The 20,344-nt window shown below is 72.0% G+C and carries 16 protein-coding genes; 9 read left to right on the top strand and 7 right to left on the bottom strand.

Annotated elements, in window-relative coordinates:
- Positions 1-2: 2 nt before the first annotated feature.
- From ABZ371_RS04520 to ABZ371_RS04495, 6 genes are all read left to right on the top strand, one after another.
- Complete coding sequence (locus tag ABZ371_RS04520; RefSeq protein WP_358673317.1) at positions 3-1,136, top strand: Glu/Leu/Phe/Val dehydrogenase dimerization domain-containing protein; 1,134 nt, start codon at positions 3-5, stop codon at positions 1,134-1,136.
- Positions 1,136-2,887, top strand: a complete 1,752-nt coding sequence (locus ABZ371_RS04515) for an AMP-binding protein (RefSeq protein ID WP_358673314.1) — start codon at positions 1,136-1,138, stop codon at positions 2,885-2,887. Before ABZ371_RS04520 ends, ABZ371_RS04515 begins: the two co-directional genes overlap by 1 nt.
- A gap of 41 nt (positions 2,888-2,928) precedes the next feature.
- Entirely contained in the window at positions 2,929-4,227 is a 1,299-nt protein-coding gene (locus ABZ371_RS04510) for a pyridoxal phosphate-dependent aminotransferase (RefSeq protein WP_358673311.1), read from the top strand.
- 56 nt (positions 4,228-4,283) lie between these two features.
- Positions 4,284-5,204 (top strand): fumarylacetoacetate (FAA) hydrolase, encoded by a 921-nt coding sequence (locus ABZ371_RS04505; protein WP_358673308.1) that lies wholly within the window; start codon positions 4,284-4,286, stop codon positions 5,202-5,204.
- A 137-nt stretch (positions 5,205-5,341) separates the two neighbouring features.
- The gene (locus ABZ371_RS04500) at positions 5,342-6,754 is read left to right on the top strand and encodes an NtaA/DmoA family FMN-dependent monooxygenase (protein WP_358673305.1); all 1,413 of its coding nucleotides are present in this window, start codon (positions 5,342-5,344) and stop codon (positions 6,752-6,754) included.
- A complete protein-coding gene (locus ABZ371_RS04495; protein ID WP_358673302.1) occupies positions 6,751-7,998 on the top strand; it encodes an LLM class flavin-dependent oxidoreductase in 1,248 nt (415 codons plus the stop codon). The genes ABZ371_RS04500 and ABZ371_RS04495 overlap by 4 nt, the downstream gene beginning before the upstream one ends.
- Before the next feature lie 319 nt (positions 7,999-8,317).
- On the opposite strand, the gene ABZ371_RS04490 is transcribed toward ABZ371_RS04495, so the two are convergent.
- Together ABZ371_RS04490 and ABZ371_RS04485 are read right to left on the bottom strand one after the other, a co-directional pair.
- Positions 8,318-8,878, bottom strand: coding sequence for a DUF5565 family protein (locus tag ABZ371_RS04490; RefSeq protein ID WP_358673300.1), 561 nt, complete (start codon positions 8,876-8,878; stop codon positions 8,318-8,320).
- A gap of 202 nt (positions 8,879-9,080) precedes the next feature.
- Positions 9,081-9,443, bottom strand: coding sequence for a helix-turn-helix domain-containing protein (locus ABZ371_RS04485; protein WP_358673297.1), 363 nt, complete (start codon positions 9,441-9,443; stop codon positions 9,081-9,083).
- Positions 9,444-9,517: 74 nt separating this feature from the next.
- Here ABZ371_RS04485 and ABZ371_RS04480 point away from each other — a divergent pair, with 74 nt between their 5' ends.
- The gene (locus tag ABZ371_RS04480; RefSeq protein WP_358673294.1) at positions 9,518-10,234 is read left to right on the top strand and encodes an NAD(P)-binding domain-containing protein; all 717 of its coding nucleotides are present in this window, start codon (positions 9,518-9,520) and stop codon (positions 10,232-10,234) included.
- Between the two features lie 709 nt (positions 10,235-10,943).
- On the opposite strand, the gene ABZ371_RS04475 is transcribed toward ABZ371_RS04480, so the two are convergent.
- From ABZ371_RS04475 to ABZ371_RS04465, 3 genes are all read right to left on the bottom strand, one after another.
- A complete protein-coding gene (locus ABZ371_RS04475; RefSeq protein WP_358673291.1) occupies positions 10,944-11,750 on the bottom strand; it encodes a hypothetical protein in 807 nt (268 codons plus the stop codon).
- Positions 11,751-11,944: 194 nt separating this feature from the next.
- On the bottom strand, positions 11,945-12,376 hold the full coding sequence (locus tag ABZ371_RS04470) for a DoxX family protein (protein WP_358673288.1): 432 nt from the start codon (positions 12,374-12,376) through the stop codon (positions 11,945-11,947).
- 1,340 nt (positions 12,377-13,716) lie between these two features.
- Positions 13,717-14,151: a VOC family protein gene (locus ABZ371_RS04465; protein WP_358673285.1), complete on the bottom strand. Its 435-nt coding sequence runs from the start codon at positions 14,149-14,151 to the stop codon at positions 13,717-13,719.
- Between the two features lie 240 nt (positions 14,152-14,391).
- On the opposite strand from ABZ371_RS04465, the gene ABZ371_RS04460 reads away from it, so the two are divergent.
- Positions 14,392-14,721, top strand: coding sequence for a hypothetical protein (locus ABZ371_RS04460; protein ID WP_358673282.1), 330 nt, complete (start codon positions 14,392-14,394; stop codon positions 14,719-14,721).
- A 274-nt stretch (positions 14,722-14,995) separates the two neighbouring features.
- On the opposite strand, the gene ABZ371_RS04455 is transcribed toward ABZ371_RS04460, so the two are convergent.
- On the bottom strand, positions 14,996-16,690 hold the full coding sequence (locus ABZ371_RS04455; RefSeq protein ID WP_358673279.1) for a RecQ family ATP-dependent DNA helicase: 1,695 nt from the start codon (positions 16,688-16,690) through the stop codon (positions 14,996-14,998).
- 923 nt (positions 16,691-17,613) lie between these two features.
- On the opposite strand from ABZ371_RS04455, the gene ABZ371_RS04450 reads away from it, so the two are divergent.
- Positions 17,614-19,713: a discoidin domain-containing protein gene (locus ABZ371_RS04450; protein ID WP_358673355.1), complete on the top strand. Its 2,100-nt coding sequence runs from the start codon at positions 17,614-17,616 to the stop codon at positions 19,711-19,713.
- Positions 19,714-19,835: 122 nt separating this feature from the next.
- Here ABZ371_RS04450 and ABZ371_RS04445 read toward each other — a convergent pair whose 3' ends face one another.
- On the bottom strand, positions 19,836-20,273 hold the full coding sequence (locus ABZ371_RS04445) for a VOC family protein (protein WP_358673276.1): 438 nt from the start codon (positions 20,271-20,273) through the stop codon (positions 19,836-19,838).
- Positions 20,274-20,344: the final 71 nt, after the last annotated feature.

Raw genomic sequence — 20,344 nt, 5'->3', positions numbered from 1 at the left:
CCATGAGTGCAGCAGTGGAAGAACCGCAGGACCCCGCCCTCACCGTCCACCTCAACGGCAGCGGCGGCACCATCAAGGGATGGGTGGTCGTCGACACGCTCGTCGACGGCCTGGCGATGGGCGGCACCCGGATGACCACCGGGGTCACCGAGGAGGAAGTCGCGGGCCTGGCCCGGGACATGACCGAGAAGTTCACCCTGGCGGGACTCCGTATCGGTGGCGCGAAGGCCGGGATCGTCGCCGACGGCACCAACTCGGAGGGCGCGAGCCGCGAGGAGACCTTCCGCACCTTCGGCCGCACGGTGAAGCCACTGCTGCACGGCGGCATCCACCTCGGCATCGACATGGGAGTCACCCCCGCCGACCGGGCCGTCTTCTTCGAGGAAGCGAAGTACGACCCCCGCTACCGGCTCGGCGCCCCGGACATGCCGATCGACTGGCGTACGTACTACGAGCCCCTCATCGACGCCACCGGCCACGGGGTCGGGGTCGCCGCGATCACCGCCCTGGAGGCGAGCGGCCGCACCGGGTCCGCCCGGGTCGTGGTGCAGGGCTTCGGCGCGGTGGGCCGGGCGGTGGCCCGGTTCCTGGAGGACCGCGGGCACGTCATCGTGGGCATCGCCGACATCCGGGGCACGATCAGCGCGGACCGGCTGCCGGTCGCCGACCTCGTCGCCATCACCGACCAGTTCGGGGCCATCGACCGCACCCGGCTGCCGCAGGACGTGAAGCTCTCCGGTGAACCCGACGCCTGGCTCGACGTGGACGCGGACATCCTGATCCTGGCGGCGCAGAAGTACGCGATCAACGCCGAGAACGCCCACCGCCTGCGGGCCGGCCTGGTGGTCGAGGGCGCCAACCTCGCCTCGAGTGCGGCGGCGAAGGAGAAGGTGGCCGCGTCCGGGGCCGGGCTGGTCCCGGGCGTGATCGCCAACATAGGCGGCGCGGCCTCGGCGGCCCTGGCCGTCACCCGGGTCGTCCCGTTCGACCTGGAGGCGGAGGCCCGCAAGGCGTGGGTCTTCGACTGGGTCGGCGACCGGGTCCGGCAGAACACCCGCGACCTGCTGGAGATCGCGGCCTCGCGGGCGGGCAACCCGCTGCCCGAGCTGCTGGCGGCCCGCCGGAAGGAGCGCTGATGAGTACGGCGGCGAGGGAGCGGCCGACCGCCGCCGCGGGGGCCGCATCCGAACAGCCGTCCGGAGCTCACGAACGACGTGCCGCCGAGTACCGCCGCCGTGGCTGGTGGCGGGAGGAGACCTTCCTCGACGACCTGCACCGCCAGGCCCGCCTGCGCCCGCGCCGGCTGGCCGTCGCGGGCCGGCGCGTCGCGGAGTCCCGTACCGACACGCTCGACTACGGCGAACTGGACAGGCTGACCGACCGGTTCGCGCTGGCACTGCTCGAACTGGGCGTCGGGCGCGGTGACTTCGTCGCCGTGCAGCTCCCCAACCGGTGGGAGATGGTGCCGCTGATCTTCGCCTCGATCCGGGTCGGCGCGGTCATCATCCCGATCTCGCCCATCTGCACCGAGGAGGAGTTGCGCCACCGTCTCAGCCTCACGGAAGCGAGGGTGTGCATCACCCTCCCCGAGTGGTCGGGCACCCCGCTGGCGGAGATCGCAACCCGTCTCAAGGACGAACTCCCCTCTCTGAAGCACGTGCTGGTGGTGGACGGACCGCTGCCGCCTGCGGGCGCGCTCCTCTTCCACGAGCACTTCGTGGCCCGGGAGCGGGAAGAACAGGAGGGCGCCGCCGTCCGGCTGGACGGTCTGGCGCTCGGCGCGGACGACCCGTTCGTGGTGCTGTTCACCTCCGGCACCACCGGCCTGTCGAAGGGGGTGCTGCACAGCCAGAACACGGTGCACGCGGCCGTACGCGGATACGTCGACGCGTTCGGGGCGGGTGAGGGCGACGGCAGCGGCCGTGGCGAGGGCTGGGTGGCGGCGGTCTCCACGCCGCTCGTCCACTACTCGGGCTTCGCCCAGGGCGTCCTGGCCGGCGTCATGCTGGGCGGCACGGTCGCCTTCCAGGACGTCCGCCGCAACGAGGCGCTGCTCGACCTGGTGGAGCGCTACGGCGCGACCCTGCTGTACGGGCCGCCGGCCACCCTCGCCGATGTGGCCGCCTCCCAGCGGGCCGAGCGGCGCGACACCAGCACGTTGCGGCATGTGGTGATCGGCTCGGCGCCGGTCCTGGAGGAGCTGGCCGACGAGGTCCACGAGACGCTCGGCGCCCGCGCGCACTCCCTGTGGGGCATGTCCGAGGCCGGCCCCGTGACCACCACGCGGCCCGAGGACCCCGAGGGCTGGGCGGCACGGAGCAACGGCCGTTCGATCGAGGCCATGGAGACCCGGATCGAGACGTCGGAGGCGTACGGGGCTTCGGCGGCCGAGGTCGCTGTCGGCAGGCTCAAGGTGCGTGGCGCCTCGCTCGCGCTCGGGTACCACCGGCGCCCCGAGGCGTTCGAGGCCGAGCTGGGCGAGGACGGCTGGTTCGACACCGGCGACCTCGCCCGGGACGACGGCCGAGGCGGCATCCGCATCATCGGCCGGGCCCGGGACGCGGTGCTGCGGGACGGTCAGGTGGCGCCGATGACGGAACTGGAGGCGGTGATCGGCAGCCACCCGAGGGCCGTGGAAGCCGCGCTGGTGGGTCTGGAAACGGCCGCCGGCCAGGGTCCCGGCAACGTGATCGTCGCCGTCGTCGTCCCGCGCGGCGGCCGGGGCCCCACGCTGGAGGAGGTCCGGGCCCGGGTCACGGAGGCGGGCCACGACGCCCGCTTCCTGCCGGACCGGGTGGAACTCCTCCCGGCCCTCCCGAAAACCCTGACCGGCAAGGTCCGCAAGGCGGAACTACGGGAGCGGTACGCCACGCCCACCCCCGCCTGACCCCCGTACCCGTCGAGCACCCACCGATCGCTGGAGCTGTCATGCCCGAACCCACACCGGTCACCATGTCGGCGACCCTCGCCGCCGACGAGGCCCTGGCCCGGCGGCGCCGGGCCGGGGAGCGGGTCCTGTCGATGGCCAGCGGGGAGATCGGCCTGCCCGTGCTCCCCGCGCTCAGGGACCGGCTCGCGGCGGCAGCCGACGAGAACGCGTACGGATCCGTCGCCGGAAGCCCGGCCCTGCGCACCGCCGTCGCCGGGTACTGGGAGCGGCGCGGTCTGGCCGTGGACCCGGGGCTCGTCGTGGCCGGGCCGGGCAGCAAGTCGCTGCTGTTCGCCCTGCTCCTGGCCATCGGCGGAGACGTGATCGTGCCGGTGCCGAGCTGGGTGAGCTACGCGGCCCAGGCCCGGCTGGTCGGGGCCCGGCCCATCCCCGTGCCGATCCTGCCGGGGCAGGGCGGGGTGCCGGACCCCGACCGGCTGCGCGAGGCGGTCGCCGACGCGCGGGCCGCCGGGCAGCACCCGCGTGCGGTGGTCGTGACCGTGCCGGACAACCCGACCGGCACGGTCGCGTCGGCCGCCACCGTACGGCGGCTGGCGCAGGCGGCCCGCGAGCTGGACCTCGTCATCGTCTCCGACGAGATCTACTGCGACCTGGTGTTCGACAGCTCAGAACCGGCCGTCTCCCCTGCGCTGCACGCCCCCGAGCGGACCGTCGTCACCAGCGGCCTCACCAAGAACCTGGCGCTCGGCGGCTGGCGCACGGGGGTGGCGCGGCTGCCCGACAGCGAGCTGGGGCGCGCCCTGCACACCCGGCTCGTCGCTGTGGCCAGCCAGATCTGGTCGAGCCCGCCCGCGCCGGTGCAGACGGCGGCCGCGTGGGCGTTCGGGGAGCCGCCGGAGGTCACCGAGCGCGTCGCGGCGAGCCGGCGGCTGCACGAGACGGTGGTGCGCGCGGTCGCCGCCCGCTTCACCGCCGTGGGCGCGGAGCTCGCCCCCGTCTCCGCGACCTGCTACCTCTACCCGGACTTCGAGCACCTGCGGGAGCACCTGGCCAAGGCCCACGGCGTGCACGGTGGCGACGGACTGGCCGCGCTGCTCTCCGAGCGGTACGGGGTCGGCGTCCTCCCCGCCACCGCGTTCGGGGAGCCCGGCCGCCCGCTGCGCATCCGCGCGGCGACCAGCCACTTCTACGGCGAGACCGACGAACAGCGCACGGCGGCCCTGGAGGCGCCGGACCCGCTCGCCCTGCCGTGGATACGGGGATCGGTCGACCGGGTCGACGAGGTCCTGGCCGACCTCGCGGGCGTGCGGGTCCCCGCACTCGCCCCGCATCCCTGAACACCTGCGAACACCCCGATGCGACCACTACCACCCACCTACCGAAGGAGTCACCGATGCCCCACTCCCACCTCCCCGTCCTCTTCGAGGCCCTCCACAACGGCGAACGCCATGTCGGCTTCGGCCACCCCGAGGACGGCACGCAGCTGACCCTGTACCGGGTGGAGGACGGCCAGGTCGCCGCCGCCTTCATCGCCGGCGACGGCTCGGAGGAGTCCCTGCGGGCCGCCCTCACCGAGGGTGCGGCGACCGTCGTCGTCACCGCCGGGGACCCGGATCTGCGGCTGCTGCCGCCCCTGCTTCCGCAGGCCACCGGCAACGCCCTGCTCAGCGGTTTCATGGGCACGCACAAGAAGAAGTGGGGCGGTGAAACCGCTCCGGACGACGCCCCGTTCACCCCGCCCAAGTGGTTCTTCAAGGGCTTCGGCGACTGGGTGAAGCTGCCCGGTGAGGACCTGGACGTGCCCGCGCGGCCGGTCGCCCTCATCGAGGAGCCGGAGGTCGCCCTCGTCTACGTCAACGACGCCGACGGCACACCGCACTACGCCGGTTACACCTTCGGCAACGACCTGTGCGACATCGGCCTGCACCGGCAGGACCCGGGCTACAACCCGTACTGCAAGCTGTGCGACACCGCCCTCACCCCGTGGCTCTTCCTCGGCCCGCCGCCGCGCACGGTGACCGGCCGGGTCACCATCGTCCGGGACGGCGCGACTGCCTGGGAGGGCCCGTTCGACTGCGGCGACGACGCCCTCTACTACCGGGTGCAGGACATGGCGGACCACTTGTTCACGTTCCCGGCGGTACGGCGGCCCGGACTGGTCAACTACATCCTCCTGGGCGCCGACGAGGCCAGCTTCCACGACGGGTTCCGGATCGCCGACGGCGACCGCATCGCCATCGACGTGAAGAGCCACGGGGTCGCCTTCGAGAACCGGGTGCGGTACGTCTCCCCGGCGCCTGTCGCCACGGCATGAACACCTTGTGAAGTGGGGCCGGTCGGTCTGTGCAGATCCCGTCCGGCTCAGGCACTCTCTGAGGGTCACCGCCCCACCCCCCACCTCCCTTTCCACCCACCGTCCCGCCGCCGGAATCCGCAGGAGGAGACCGCACCGTGCCCGCCGCCCCCAAGAAACAGGTGCATCTCGCAGCGCAGCTGCCCGGCATCCACAACGTGACCGTCTGGTCGGACCCGCGCTCCGAGAGCCAGATATCCATCGACTCCTTCATCCGGCTCGCGCAGACCGTCGAACGCGGCAAGTTCGACTTCTTCTTCCTCGCCGAAGGGCTGCGGCTGCGCGAGCACAAGGGGCAGGTCTACGACCTGGACATCGCGGGACGCCCGGAGAACCTGACCATGCTGAGCGCCCTGGCCGCCGTCACCACGCGCCTGGGCCTCGCCGCCACGGTCAACGCCACCTTCAACGAGCCCTACGAGGTGGCGCGCCGGTTCGCCACCCTGGACCGGCTCAGCGGCGGCCGGGCCGCCTGGAACGTGGTCACCAGCTACGACGCGTTCACCGGCGAGAACTTCCGCCGGGGCGGGTTCCTCGACGAAGCCGACCGCTACACCCGGGCGGCCGAATTCCTCAGCGCGACCCGTGAGTTGTGGGACAGCTGGGGAGAGGGCGACCTGAAGGCCGACGCGGCGACGGGGGAGTTCATCGCTCCCGGGGCCGGCAGCTTCGCCCACCGGGGGCAGCACTTCGACATCTCCGGCCGGTTCACCACCCCGCCCGGCCCGCAGGGCCACCCGGTGATCATCCAGTCCGGCGAGTCCGACGCGGGCCGGGAGTTCGCGGCCTCGGACGCCGAGGTCATCTTCAGCAAGCACAACCGGATCGACGTGGCCCGGGACTTCTACCGGGACGTCAAGCGGCGTCTGGCCGCGTACGGCCGGAGCCCCGAGGACCTGCTGATCCTCCCCACCGCCAACGCGGTCGTCGCCGACACCGACGAGGAGGCCGCCGCCTACGCGGAGGAGATCAGCCGCGAACTGGTCAGTCCGCAGACCGCGATAGCCCATCTGGAGGCGGTCTGGGGCCGCGACCTGTCCGGGTACGACCCGGACGGGCCGCTGCCCGACATCGAGCCCGCGGACGAGGCGCACCTCCTGAAGGGGCACTCCGTCTTCCGCAAGGGCCGGGCCGAGACGGCACGGCAGTGGCGCAAGCTCGCGGAGGAGCGGAACCTCTCCATCCGGGAGCTGGTCATCGAGATCGGCGGCCGCCAGACCTTCGTCGGCAGCCCCCGGACGATCGCCGACGCCATCGACGACTACGTGCAGACGGAGGGCGCCGACGGCTTCGTCCTCGTGCCCCACCTCACCCCGGGGGGCCTGGACGACTTCGTGGACCAGGTGGTGCCGATCCTCCAGGAGAAGGGCGTCCACCGCGACGACTACACCGGCACCACGCTCCGGGACCACCTGGGCCTGTCCGCCGCGCCCCGCCCGGCCGGATGGGGCGGACCCGGGAAGCCCCGACGCGACGAGCCCCTGCGCGACCAGAAGGAGACCTCCGCATGACCGGCACGACCGCCGCCTCCGGCACCCCCGGCGGCCGGACCGCCCCGCTGCACCTGGCCGTCGCGCTCGACGGTGCGGGCTGGCACCCGGCGGCCTGGCGCGAGGAGGGTGCCCGGCCCGGCGAGCTGCTCGACGCCGCCTACTGGGCCGACCTGGTCGCCGAGGCGGAACGCGGCCTGATCGACTTCGTCACCTTCGAGGACGCCCTCGGCCTCCAGTCCGCCGCCTTCCACCTCCCCGACGAGCGCACCGACCAGGTCAGGGGGAGCATCGACGCGGTGCTGCTCGCCGCCCACCTGGCCCCGCTCACCACCCACATCGGCCTGGTCCCCACCACCAACGTCACCCACACCGAGCCGTTCCACCTCGCCATCGGCATCGCCACCCTCGACCACGCGAGCAGGGGGCGGGCCGGCTGGCGCCCGCAGATATCGTCCCGCGCGGCCGACGCCGCCCACTTCGGCCGCCGCACCACGCCCCAGCTCACCGAGGACGACGTGACGGACTCGGAGCTGATCTCCCGGCCGCTGCGCACCCTCTTCGCGGAGGGCGCCGAGGTGGTGGAGGCTGCCAGGCGGCTGTGGGACAGCTGGGAGGACGACGCGGAGATACGGGACGCGGCGACGGGCCGCTTCCTCGACCGTGACAAGGTCCACCCCATCGACTTCCAGGGCACCACCTTCAGCGTGAAGGGCCCCTCGATCACCCCGCGCACCCCCCAGGGGCAGCCGCTGGTGGTGAGCCTGGCGCACGCCACCACGCCGTACGAGTTCGCGGCGCTCAGCTCGGACGTCGTCGCCATCACCCCGCACGACCGGGCGGGCACGGCGGCGATCATCACCCAGGTGGCCGAAGCGGTGGAGCGCACCGGCCGGGACGTGAGCGACCGCCCACTGCGGACCTTCGCGGACCTCGTCGTCTTCCTGGACGACGAACCGGGCGCCGCGGCCCGGCGCAAGGCCCGTCTGGACGAGACGGCCGGGTCCGTGTTCGCCTCCGACGCCAAGATCTTCACCGGCACGCCCGCGGAACTGGCGGACCTGTTGCTCGACTGGCGTTCCACCGGTCTGGACGGCTTCCGCCTCCGCCCGGGCACCCTGCCGCACGACCTCACGGCGATCACCCGGGGCCTGGTCCCGGAGCTGCAGCGACGCGGGGCATTCCGTGCGGCGTACGACTCCACCACGCTGCGCGGCCACTTGGGCCTGGCTCGCCCCTCCAGCCGCTACGCGCAGGCGGGTTGACGGACCACCAGGGCGGATGCGGTGGCTGACCGGAAACCGGCCGGCGCCGTACGGTCCCGGCGTCGGGCCGCCCCTCGTCCGGCGCGGGCGGTGGGGTCATCGGCATGACGAACCGCCGTGCGCGACCTGCCGCAGCTGCCGCACTCGGTGCGCGACGTGTCCGGCTGGAGACTCGGCGGTGGCCCGAACGTCCCGGACGTGTCCGCGCAGTCCACCGGGCTTCCCGAGCGGCGCACATGCGTGAGAGGGATGCCCACGCCGTGGACGGACACGGATGCGCCCCGCCCCGGTACTCGGGGCGGGGCGTGCCCGGCGTGGGTCAGGTGGGGAAGTCCCGAGCCTTGAGCTTGGCCATGCGGCCGTCGTCGTGGTGCCAGACGATGCCCTCGTACGGGCGGGCGTGGAGCCACCGGCGGAGGCCGGTGTAGTCGCGGGGGGCGGTGGCGTAGTCCTGGCGGACGGAGGGGGTCGACCAGCCGTGAGGCATCAGGACGTGGACGGCGAAGCCGTCCGGGTTGCCGTTGATCTTCGGGCCGAGGAGTTCGTACGTCCCCGGTTCGTCGGCGCCGCTGTTGGCGAGGGCCTCGGCGTGGAACTTCGCGAAGGCCGTCCGGGCGACCGGCTCCCACCCGACGGTCTTGCCGGTGACGGGGTCGGAGCCGATGGTCTCGTAGTCGGGTGGCGTGGGCTTGCCGGGTTTGACTTCGCGGCGAGCCCACCACCGGCCGGTCCGGTCGAGCCGGACACAGGTGCCGTCGTACTTCCTGGTGGCCGTGCCCTCACCATCGATCACCCACCGGCACCGGGGGTCGACCTCCGGGATGACGTACGCCGGACGGGCGTCGAAGTCGCGGAGGAACAGGGTCGGGATCTTCTTCATGGGCCGACGGTATCGGCTCGTCGTCGTGGGAGCCGAGAATTTCGGGGCGTCCGCTGCCCGGGAGGACGGTGGTGGCCGCCCGCGTGAAGTCCCGGAAGGCCTCCACGACTGCCGTCCCACGTGTGACGGCCCGCAACCACGCCGTGCTCGGCTCGCACGTCTGCCCGGAACGGGTGCGGTACAGCCCCCGGCGAGGAGGAAGTCACTCCTGGGCGGACGTGCATGCTGCTGCCCGGGCTGCCATGACCTCGTCGCCGTACTCGAAGGCCCAGGCGCCTACGGCTTCGAGGGGCGCCAGCAAGGTCCGTCCCAGAGGGGTGAGTCGGTACTCGACCCCTGTTGCTCCGCCGGGGCGGGCGTGGCGGTCGACCAGTCCGTTGAACTGCAGCCGGCGCAGGGTCTCGGTGAGGACCTTGGAACTGATGCCCCCGATGCTTTCACGTAGTTCGACCGGTCGCCCTGGACCGTCGCGCAGCGCCCGGAGCACCACGGCGTTCCAGGTGTTGGAGAGCAGGTCGAAGGCGAGGCGGGCACGGCAGTCGGCGAGGAAGGCGTTGGTCGTCACGTACCGAATGGTGCCCGAACCACCTTCTACCGTCGGTGGAAACGGTCGTAGTGGGCATGGGAGAGGAACGTGCGATGAGGATCGGCGTACTGGGCACAGGGAACATGGCCGACGCGCTGGCCGCCCATTGGGTGCGGGCCGGACACGAGGTGGTCATCGGGGGACGGGACGCACACAAGGCGGAGCGGCTCGCGGCACGCCTCGGAGGCGGTGCGAAGCCTGCCGACATGCGGGCGGCGGCCGGGTCCGGTGAGGTGGTGCTGGCCGCGTTGCCCTTCGGGGCGGGCACGGAGGTGGCACGGGACCTGCACGCGGCCCTGGAGGACAAGGTGCTGATCGACTGCTCCAACCCGGTCGGACCGGGCTTCCGCCTGCTGACGGAAGGAGGTCCTTCGGCCGCGCGTCGACTTGCCGCGGCCGCACCGGGAGCCCGCGTGGTCAAGGCTTTCAACCTCTGCCACGAAGACGTGTGGCGGATGCGGCCGCCCGTCTTCGACGCGCGCCCGCTGGCCGTGCCGGTCTGCGGGGACGACGAGTCGGCGCTCGTGCGGGTACGCGAGTTGGTAAGGGACGTGGGCTGTGTACCCGTGCCCGGTGGCGGTCTCGAACGCGCGGGGCTTCTGGAAGCGACCGCCGCGCTGTTCATCGGCCTGTGGGTCGGCGAGGGAGCTGATGCACAAGCGATCGCGCCTCCGCTGGCATACGCCGCCGGTCCGAGCCGCCGGGAGCACGGGACGGCACCGGGGCTTGCCGTCAGGAGCTCCGCTGCCACTCCACCCGGTGGTCGGTGAGTTCCGGCTGAGCGGCGGTGACGACCCGCCCCGGGATTGTCGACCTGCTGCGCGGGCCGGACGTCACGTCGGACGCCCCCGGCCCCCTGCCTCCGAGGTGGCGTGCGGGCGACGTCCCGGATCCGCGCTCATCACCGCCCCGACTCGATGCCATGCCTCTCCGGTCAGCTGGAGGGGGCTCACATGAAGCGCGGGGTCGCGGACCGGGTGGCTGCCAGGGACGCCGTGGTGGTGGGTCCGATCGGTCCGGACGGACGCCTACAGGGTGTTTGAGGGAGGCCGTGGTGCGGAGCACCGGGGGTGCGCCATCCGTCAGGGCCGCACGATGTCACTCCTGCCCGCCGGCGTCTGCCGCCGGGACAGCACCGGCCGGCAGCCGATGCCGTCAGCGCCGGCGGTCGAGGGATCCAGCCGGAAGCCTTCCGGCCAATTCGTCGAACCGGCCGTGCCGAGTACCACCGTCGGGGCCCGGACTGGATGAGGTGGGGGCAGGGCGCGGTGTTCGATCGCTGTCGCGACCCCGTAGCGCTGTGATCCGGTGCGGAGTCACTCGCGGCTCCCGGCAACCGCCGAGCCCGACGGTGGGTGCGACGGCCGCCCGACCGCTCTCGTCCGGCAGCCGCCGGCCGACGCGGCCACGCCGCCCGGGAGGGACGGCGTGGCTGTCCCGGTCGGCGGCGGCACGGCAGCGGCCTGGTGCCGGCACCGCTCAGCAACCGATACGCCGGCTGTCCAGCGCGATGTCGTCCATGCGCACGTCGTACGAGGACGGGCTGGGGCCTGCCTGGTAGAGCTGCCAGCCGATCTTGACCGTACGGAAGCGGGGGAAGACGAAGTCGGCGTCGGCGCCGCCGTGGTGACGGGTGGAGACGGTGAGGTCCGGCTCGGCCTGCCCGTCGATCCACACGGAGATCGCGTTGTCGCGGGCGTCCATCCGCCACTCCACGCACTGCCACACGCCCGCGCGGGCCGGGGCCGACTCACGCCAGGCCGTCCAGTCCCCGGTCGGGCCGCCGTCGGACCCGACGCCCCAGAGGTTCTTCCCGACCGTGGGCACGTACTGCCCCCCGAGCGGCCTCACGTACCCCGGCCCCTCCCCCGTGGCCTCGACCATCGTCCAGTGCGCCCAGTCCGGGGCGGCCGGGAACGCCTCGACGCGCAGGCGGACACGGCCCCAGAAACTGTTGGCGGGCGGGTGCAGGTTCTCGACCCGCAGGAACGCCCGCCCGTTGTCCTCGGTGCGGATGCGCAGGTGCTTGCTGTGGCGGGTGGCGTCCCGCTCGACGGTCAGGGTGCCGTCGGCGACATCGGTGGTCCAGCCACCACGGCCACGGGCCTTCCCCGGCTGCAGCGTGGCGAAGTCCTCGCAGAACATCAGGGCGCCGCGGGCGCAGGTGCGGGCTTCGCGGTTCTGCGCACCGCCGTTCGTCAGGCCTGAGCCCCATGACGCGGGTGCCGCCACGGCGGCCACCGAAAGCAGCGCCGCGAGAGCGGCGAGCAGGGGGGTCTTCCTCATGCGTACAGCCTCCAGTTCCGGTACCGCGGTGCGGCACCGCTCAGGCCTTGGGACACGTAACTACGGGCGCACGCACGACGAGACCCTCGGGTGCGGCAGAAGCCTGCGGGCGTGCGCCTCGCCATGTGGACGGTCGGTGCCGAGTGACGGGCGGGACGGGCGGGACGGGCCGAGCCGAACGTCGGGACCTTGGTTCAGTGGCGCGTCAGCGGAGCCTCCGTCCGTGTGTCGTCGCTTCGTGACAGGACCTGGTCCAGGGCCCAACGGCCCGGTCCCAGGGCCGCGATGAGGAGGAACGCCCAGCAGAACATCGCAGCCGCCTCCCCGCCGTTCTCGATGGGCAGGGGCGCCGTCCCCTGGTGGGTGCTGAAGTAGGCGTACGCCATGGAGCCGGAGCAGATGACCGCCGCCGCCCGGGTGCCGCAACCCACCAGCACCAGGACGCCGCCGACGAGCTGGATGGCCGCAGCCCACCACCCGGGCCACTCCAACAGGCCCGGAGCCGCGCCGTGGGGGCCGCCGAACACGTCGAACAGGGTCGCCGCTCCATGGCAGGCGAACAGCAACCCGACGACGACGCGGAACAGACCGAGTACGTAATCACGGTTCTTGTCGAGCAGACCCATTGGTTTCCTCACTCTCGCGTGATCCCGGACCGACGGGGAATCCGTCCGGACGAACAGGGATGGAAGGCGCACTCACCGGCACGTACGACCGACACGGCGCGGGTAAGGGTGGCGTCCGGGCGGGATGCGGGGACCTGGTCGTGGACCAGGCGTCTCATGCATCCGGGCCCGCGAGCGGCCACTCCGGCAGAAGGGGCAGCGTGGGCGAGGTCCGCCGACGGTCCGGCGAGGCAGGGCGCAACCGGCGATCAGCACGGGCTGCGCCGACGATCAGCACGTGGTCCGCACCGGCAGTCAGTACGGGGTCCGTACCGGCGACACCGGGCGCCAAACCCGGCGACCGGCCGCCGGCCGACTCCGCCGCGCAGCGAGCCTAGGTAGCGCTCGACCGGCGACCGGCCCGGGCTCCTGACGGAGGGCACAACCAGTCGCCGCAGACCGTCTCCGTATCCAGGAAAGGCGACCGCAGCTGGTCACTGACAGAGCCGTCATGCGTGTCACGGTTACCTCCTGGTGCGGGCAAGGGCGGATGGACTACCACCCGGTAGTGAGTGGGAGCGCTCCCATCCAGCGGCTGGGACGCTGTAGGGCCGAGACGGTACACGGCCCCCCGGAACGCGTACAGGGATGCAGCAAGGTGAATGACCGATGGCTTGAAACCGCCTCTCGGAGGCTTCCAGGAGGGCGGTCCGGGCGTCCCATCACTCGACCTGGGCACGCGGACGTCGGCCGCGTCGCCCGGCCGGCGAATGCGCCGACCGCGCTTCGGCAGGGTGTGCGCCTGCGGCCGGCACGACAGGTCCGGACTCAGCCGTCCGGACTCCGCCGTCCGATGCGGGACCACCACTCGCACCACCGCTGTCCCGTTCGCCGGTCTGCGACCGTCGCCCCTCGCACGCGTCAACGGAGGCACATGACTGAACAGTTGACGGACCGCCAGGCACGCCTGTGGGACGCACTCCGGGTGTGGCGGATGTCAGGCCGCACCCGGTGCACGTGCACCGACGCGAAGTTCGCGTCAGAGAATTGACGAATGCACTGTGAGCACTCGGGCCGTCGGCGGGACGCGGTGGAGGAAGGCGTCAGCAGCTTCGCCGGCCGGCGGGAGCCGCGGTGGGGGCAGGGCGGCAGACGCGTGTTCGCCGGTCCCACCGTCTCCGTGTCCCATGGGACGTCCGCGGTCTCCGCGGCTGTCACCTCAAGGGCCACGGCGTCCGGCACGCCCTGCTCCGCGTCAGCCGACTGCCGCGATCCCGCTGTCCACCGGACAGCCTGTGCCGCTTGCGGGATCACAGGGTCCGGCGGAGACGGCCCCCTCACCTCGCCGGCTCGGACATCGCTCAGTCGAGACAGAACTCGTTGCCCTCGATGTCCTGCATGACGATGCAGGACTCGTTCTCACCATCAGCGCGCATCGTTCGCACATGCACCGCGCCGAGCGCGACCAACCGGGCACATTCGGCCTCCAGCGCGGCCAGGCGCTCCTCCCCCACCAGTCCCGTACCGGCCCGCACGTCGAGATGCAGCCGGTTCTTGACGACCTTGCCTTCGGGAACGCGCTGGAAGAGCAACCGCGGGCCCACGCCCGAGGGATCACTGCAGGCGAAGTAGATCACCTGACCCTCGGGCGGCAGCGAGCGATGGTAGTCCTCCCAGGTGGTGAACCCCGTCGGGACCGGGGGTACGACGTAGCCCAGCACCTCGCACCAGAAGCCGGCGAGGCGCGCGGGTTCCGCGCAGTCGAAGGTCACTTGGAACTGCTTGATCCTGGACATCGGCGCACGGTAACAGAGGCCGTGCTCCTGTTCGGGCGGGTGGAGGCGCCCGCCCGTGCCGGAAGGCGGATCGCGCCATCCGCCACTGTGTCCTGCCGTCTCACAGGCGTACCGAGGCCGGTGCCTCTTCGCAGGGTGGGAGGATGCGGCAGGGCGAACGCCGTCCTGCTCGCGGACGGAACCCGGATCCGCCTTCCGGAGCCTCGGTGAGCGTCCCGGATCGCGCGAGGAGTACCGGACATGGGCGTCGACGTAGTGCTGACGCGGGTGACGCGTCGGGGGACGAGCCCCGCAAAGCGTCAGCTGACCACGGTGGGAGTCGTCCAGGACGAGGCGGACCTGTTCGCCGGACTGTGCGTGAGCAGCCGTCTGCCCATGCTCAACCGGGTGGACCCGTACCGCACCCGGGTCCTCACGTCGGCGGACATGCCGCAGTTCATCGCCGAGATCGACGCCACCGGTGGCCTGGTGGAGGGACCGCGGGAGCGGAGCCTCCTGGCGAGGATCCGGGAGCTGGCCGAGCGTTGCGCGGAAGCCGGGAGCCTGGAACTCCACCTCCACGGCGACTGAGACGGCGCCGTCGCGTGCCTGAGGCTCGCCGGAGCGCCCGGTATCCGGGCACCACGACCTGGCCGGCGCGCAGCTCGCTCACGCCCTTCGGTTCGAGGATTGCTGGTTCGAGGACTGCTGGTTCGAGGAGGACGTGGACCTGTCCGGGAGCACCGACCCGGTCGATCGCCGTCGCGGCCGGCCGAGTGCCGGGCCTGCGAACAGGCCTGATCCGCATCGACTGACGCCTCGACCCGCGGAGGACCGCTCGGCACCGGGACGACGAACGACGAGTTCAGGACTCGTCGAGAGCGGTGAGCAGACCGCGGTCGGCGAGAGTGGCCAAGGAGAGGGTGCGATACCCCACGGAATCGAAGAGGACGGTGATCCGGTCGCCCTCCTCACCGAGGACCATGCCCTCACCCCACTCGGAGTGCCTCACCCGCATTCCCGTACGGAATTCGCCGGCCACAGGGTGTTCGGGCGGTTCGGCGGCCTGTTGCGGAAGTCCTTCCGGCGTTTCCCCGCCACCCTCGTCCGCGGCCAGGCACACATCGCAGTTGTCACACGGGGCCTCGTATGCCTCGCCGAAGTACCCGAGCAGGAAGCGGCGGCGGCAGCCGGTGGTCTCCGTGTACGCCCGCGCCATCTCCACCCTCGATCGCTCGAGTTTCCGCCGTGCCCGCGCGGCGGCCGTGGCCCGCTCGACGGCGTCGGCGGCTGCCAGGTCCGGGACGGCGGACACGTCGCCCCCGCCGTCCGTGGTCGCCGCTCCGGCCTGTTCCAGGAGATTGACCGCAGCGGTCACGCGGTTGCGTGACAGGCCGGTCCTCTCGTGCAGATCCTCCAGGGACAGGGGGGCGCCGTGCCGGTGCAGACAGGCCGTGACGTCGGCGAGCGTGTCCTCGCGCGGTGTGCGCGCGGCGAAGAAGTTCCGCATGCCGGTGTCCTGCGGCCGGTAGTGGAGCACGGCGACGGCCGGCTCCCCGTTGCGGCCGGACCGGCCGATTTCCTGGTAGTAGGCGTCCAGGGAGCCGGGCATCGAGGCATGGAGAACGAATCGAACGTCCTCTTTGTCGATACCCATACCGAAAGCCGATGTCGCGACGACGACGTCCATGGTTCCGGACAGGAAGGCGTCGTGCACCCTCGACCGCTCCTTGCGGCGCAGGCCGGCGTGGTAGGCGGCGGCTTTCAGACCCAGCCCGGCGAGTTCCGCGGCGTAGCTTTCGGCGTCCTTCCGGGTCGCCGCGTACACGATGCCGGGCTTGGCCTGCCCTGCGGCGCACTCCACCACCGCGCGGCGCCTGTCCTCGTCCTCCAGGAAGTGCCGGACCTCCAGCCTGATGTTCGGGCGGTCGAAGCCGGCGATCACCAACGACGGTTGCCGCATTCCCAGGCGCTCCACGATCTCCTCCCGTACAGGAGGCGCGGCCGTGGCCGTGAGGGCGAGGACGACCGGGCGGCCCACCCGCTCGACTACCTGCGCCAGCCGCAGGTAGTCGGGACGGAAGTCGTGGCCCCAGGCGGCGACGCACTGCGCCTCGTCGACGACGAACAGCGAGGGGGCGGCCTGTGCCAGGCGTTCGACCACCGCTTCCTTGGCCAGTTGCTCCGGAGAGAGGAACAGATATTCCGCCTCACCCTCGCGCACCGCCTCCCACGCGTCGGCGGTCTCCTCGGCGGCCTGGGCGGAGTTGACGGCTACGGCGTCCGGTGCACGGTGCCGCAACAGCCCGGTGATCTGGTCCCGTTGCAGGGCGATCAGCGGGGAGACCACCACGGTCGGGCCGGGCAGGCGCAGCGCCGCCACCTGGTAGATGGCGGATTTACCGGCCCCGGTCGGCATGACCGCGAGGGTGTCGTGGCCGGCCAGTACGGTTTCCATCGCCTTCGACTGCCCAGGCCGCAACGTCTCCCAGCCGAACACGTCGGCGGCTGTCCGTCGCAGCGCCGCCGCGGTGTCCTGCGGCGCTTTCCCTCTCGCCATGGCCTTCCTCATCGTGTCGTCGATGCGCCCCTCACTCATTGTCGTCGCAAGCGGCTCGGACGACGTCGTCAAGTCCGCCGGAGCCGGCTGCGTCGAGGTACCGAGCCGCGCGAGTAGGGCTTCCCCCGCCTCGTCCGGTGGGCGTTTCACCGGTGGTCCCCGTCGGCCGGGCAAGGACGGGCAGACCGGGCAAGGCCGGGCAAGACCTGGCAAGACCGGGCAAGACCGGGCAGGCACTGCGCCGGATGCCTCCCACAGGGCGAGAGGACCGAACGCAGCGGGCGAGGTCGGTGGAGGTGGCGCGGCGCCTGTCCCTTGCACCCGCCCTCGTGCTTCCGCTGCACCTCGGCCACTGGACCCCGGCGGGAGCGTTCACCCGTCGGAGTGAGGCCTGCCCACCACCGGTCGCGCGTGGGCCGAGCACGGGTCGGGAGCGGGCCGGCCGCTCGCAGGGCCGCCATGCGCACCGCCCCACCCTGCACGGATCGCTCCGCGTGATCGACCAAGGCCCCGTGACCTGCGCTCGGGCCTGCCGGGCACCGCCTCGTGCGACGCCCCCGCCGTTGCGCCCGCTCGGCAGCCGGCGCCGTGCCACGGAAGCCGAGGCTCCCCGGACGCACGGCAAAGCCACTGTTCCGCGTTCAGGGTCCACCCCGCACAGGGGCGAATGAGGCGAACTGGAACTCCTCATCCCAGAACGCATTCGACCAGTGAAGCCATGCCTCGATCACGCAAAGCCGAAGCCCGTTTTTCGTTCACTGTCTTGACGTGTCAGCAACAAGACCGTAACCATCGAGCCATCCGGAGAGAGCGCTCTCTCATCCGGCGAGCAACCCGCAGGAGACGCCGTGAGCGGAAAACCCCCGCACCACCCGTTCCACCGCACCGTCGCACGATCCCCACGGACGGTGCTGTTCGCCGTCATCACCGCCCTGCTGGCGACCTGCCTTATGACCTTGGTCAAGGCACCCGCGGAGGCGGCGGGAACACTCTTGTCGCAGGGCAAGCCCGCCACCGCCTCCTCCACCGAGAACGCCGGCACCCCCGCTTCCGCCGCCCTGGACGGCAACACCGGCACCCGCTGGTCCAGCACCGCCGCAGACCCCCAGTGGCTCCAGGTCGACCTCGGCTCGACCGCCACGATCGACCAGGTCGTCCTGAACTGGGAGAACGCCTACGGCAAGGCCTTCAAGATCCAGACCTCGGCGGACGGTTCCTCGTGGACCGACGTCTACACCACCACCTCGGCCACCGGCGGCACCCAGACGCTGAACGTCAGCGGCACCGGCCGCTACGTCCGCATGTACGGCACGGCGCGCGGCACCCAGTACGGCTTCTCCCTCTGGGAGTTCCAGGTCTACGGCACGACCGGCAGCAGCGGCACCGGGTGCTCGACCACCGACGCGGCGCTCAACAAGCCCGCCACCGCCTCCTCCACCGAGAACGCCGGCACCCCCGCCTCCGCCGCCCTGGACGGCAACACCGGCACCCGCTGGTCCAGCACCGCCGCAGACCCCCAGTGGCTCCAGGTCGACCTCGGCTCGAAGCAGAGCGTGTGCGGCGTCCAGCTGAGCTGGGAGTCCGCGTACGCCAAGGAGTACCAGATCCAGGTCTCCGACAACGGGACCACCTGGACCACCGTGTACCGGACGGCGAACGGCGTCGGCGCGACCGAGCTGCTCACGTTGACCGGCTCCGGGCGCTACGTGCGGATGTACGGCACCGCCCGGGCCACCGCGTACGGCTACTCGCTCTGGGACTTCCGGGTGTTCACCACCGGGACCACCACGCCGCCGGACAACGGTGGCGCCGTGCTCCTCTCCTACCGGAAGCCCGCCACCGCCTCCAGCTCGCAGGACGACGCGCAGTGCGGGGGCTGCACCCCGGCCAAGGCCGTCGACCACGACCCGGCCACCCGCTGGGCCACGGCCGCGAACACCGGCTGGACCGACCCGCAGTGGATCAGCGTGGACCTCGGCGCCACCGCGCACGTCACCCAGGTGGTCCTCCAGTGGGACCCGGCCTTCGCCAGTGCCTACAAGGTCCAGGTCTCGGCCGACAACACGAACTGGACCGACATCTACTCCACGACCACGTCGAAGGGCTTCAAGCAGACCCTCACCGTGGACGGCACCGGCCGCTACGTCCGCATGTACGGCACGGCGCGCGGCACCGCGTACGGGTACTCGCTGTGGACGTTCGACGTCTTCGGCACCGGGGGCGCCCCGACCGCGCCGCCCGCCGACCCGCCGGCCCCGGGCAACCCCGGGCGCATCGTCTTCCAGGACGAGTTCAACACACCGGCCGGAACGACGCCGGACCCCTCCAAGTGGACACAGGACACCGGGCCCGGCGTCAACGGTGAGCTGGAGTACTACACCAACGGCAGGAACACCACGATGGACGGCGCGGGCAACCTCGTCATCGAGGCCCGCAAGGAGGCCACCCCGGGCTCCAGCTGTCCCACCGACCCGCTGACCGGGTCCACCACCTGCCAGTACACGTCGGGCCGCATCAACACCTCCGACCACTTCAACTTCACCTACGGCCACGTGGAGTCGCGCATCAAGGTGACGGGGACACAGGGACTGTGGCCGGCGTTCTGGATGCTGGGCTCCAACTTCCGGACCGGTACGCCGTGGCCTGCCAGCGGTGAGATCGACATCATGGAGCACATCGGCAAGGTGCCCGACACCGTCTACTCGACCCTGCACGCCCCTGCCTACAACGGCGCCGGCGGCTACGGCTCCCCGTACCGGATCGCGGGCAGCGACTTCTCCTCCGCCTTCCACACCTACGCGCTGGACTGGGACTCCAGCCACATGACCTTCTCGGTCGACGGGAACGCCTTCTTCACCGTGTCCCGCTCCACCCTGGAGGCGACGCAGGGGCCCTGGGTCTACGACCACCCCTTCTACCTGATCCTCAACAACGCGGTCGGCGGCGAGTGGCCCGGAGCGCCGGACGCCACGACCGTCCTCCCGCAGAAGATGCTCGTCGACTACGTGCGCGTCTCGCAGTAGCCGGTCGGCGGCAGGAGCCGGGCGGTGAGCGCCCGGACCGCCCGATCCCGCGGCGGGGTGCCTCGCGCATCCCGCCGCACCGGCGTGACCGGGCTCCGGCCGGGACAGGACCTGATGGAGTCTCAGTTCTTCCTGAGGTCCTCGGCGAGCATCACGAGGATGCCGCTGGGGCCACGGAGGTACGCGAGCTTGTAGACGTCCTCGTAGGTCGCCACGCCGCGCAGCGGACGGCATCCGTGCTTCGCGGCCGCCTCCAGTGCCGTGTCGATGTCGTCGACCGAGAAGGCGACGCGATGCATGCCGATCTCGTTGGGACGGGTGGGCTCCGTCTCGATCGCCTCGGGGTGGATGTACTCGAACAACTCGAGGCGACCGTGACCGTCCGGCGTCCGGAGCATCGCGATCTTGGCGTGGTTGCCGTCCAGACCGACAGCGGTGTCGGCCCACTCCCCACTCACCGTGTCGCGGCCGACGACCGTGAGGCCGAGATCGGTGAAGAAGGAGATCGTCGCTTCGAGGTCGCGGACGGCGATGCCGATGTTCTCGAGTCTGATGGCCATGGGCCGCATGCTAGCGACAGGGGCCGGCCGGGCGCCGCCGGTGGGCGGAGCGGCATGCCGCGGAAGCCACC

The sequence above is a fragment of the Streptomyces sp. NPDC005899 genome (assembly GCF_040629645.1).
Classification (GTDB): domain Bacteria; phylum Actinomycetota; class Actinomycetes; order Streptomycetales; family Streptomycetaceae; genus Streptomyces.
The sequence above is the reverse complement of the archived record's forward strand: the minus strand, read 5'-3'. Positions and strand labels throughout refer to the sequence as shown.

Bases quoted from the DNA above. Each gene is read 5' to 3' on its own strand.
- ABZ371_RS04495 (WP_358673302.1), top strand. From the start codon at position 6,751: ATGACCGGCACGACCGCCGCCTCCGGCACCCCCGGCGGCCGGACCGCC.
- ABZ371_RS04455 (WP_358673279.1), bottom strand. From the start codon at position 16,690: ATGGCGAGAGGGAAAGCGCCGCAGGACACCGCGGCGGCGCTGCGACGG.
- ABZ371_RS04480 (WP_358673294.1), top strand. From the start codon at position 9,518: ATGAGGATCGGCGTACTGGGCACAGGGAACATGGCCGACGCGCTGGCC.
- ABZ371_RS04505 (WP_358673308.1), top strand. From the start codon at position 4,284: ATGCCCCACTCCCACCTCCCCGTCCTCTTCGAGGCCCTCCACAACGGC.
- ABZ371_RS04470 (WP_358673288.1), bottom strand. From the start codon at position 12,376: ATGGGTCTGCTCGACAAGAACCGTGATTACGTACTCGGTCTGTTCCGC.
- ABZ371_RS04475 (WP_358673291.1), bottom strand. From the start codon at position 11,750: ATGAGGAAGACCCCCCTGCTCGCCGCTCTCGCGGCGCTGCTTTCGGTG.
- ABZ371_RS04445 (WP_358673276.1), bottom strand. From the start codon at position 20,273: ATGGCCATCAGACTCGAGAACATCGGCATCGCCGTCCGCGACCTCGAA.
- ABZ371_RS04490 (WP_358673300.1), bottom strand. From the start codon at position 8,878: ATGAAGAAGATCCCGACCCTGTTCCTCCGCGACTTCGACGCCCGTCCG.
- ABZ371_RS04520 (WP_358673317.1), top strand. From the start codon at position 3: ATGAGTGCAGCAGTGGAAGAACCGCAGGACCCCGCCCTCACCGTCCAC.
- ABZ371_RS04515 (WP_358673314.1), top strand. From the start codon at position 1,136: ATGAGTACGGCGGCGAGGGAGCGGCCGACCGCCGCCGCGGGGGCCGCA.
- ABZ371_RS04460 (WP_358673282.1), top strand. From the start codon at position 14,392: ATGGGCGTCGACGTAGTGCTGACGCGGGTGACGCGTCGGGGGACGAGC.
- ABZ371_RS04465 (WP_358673285.1), bottom strand. From the start codon at position 14,151: ATGTCCAGGATCAAGCAGTTCCAAGTGACCTTCGACTGCGCGGAACCC.
- ABZ371_RS04510 (WP_358673311.1), top strand. From the start codon at position 2,929: ATGCCCGAACCCACACCGGTCACCATGTCGGCGACCCTCGCCGCCGAC.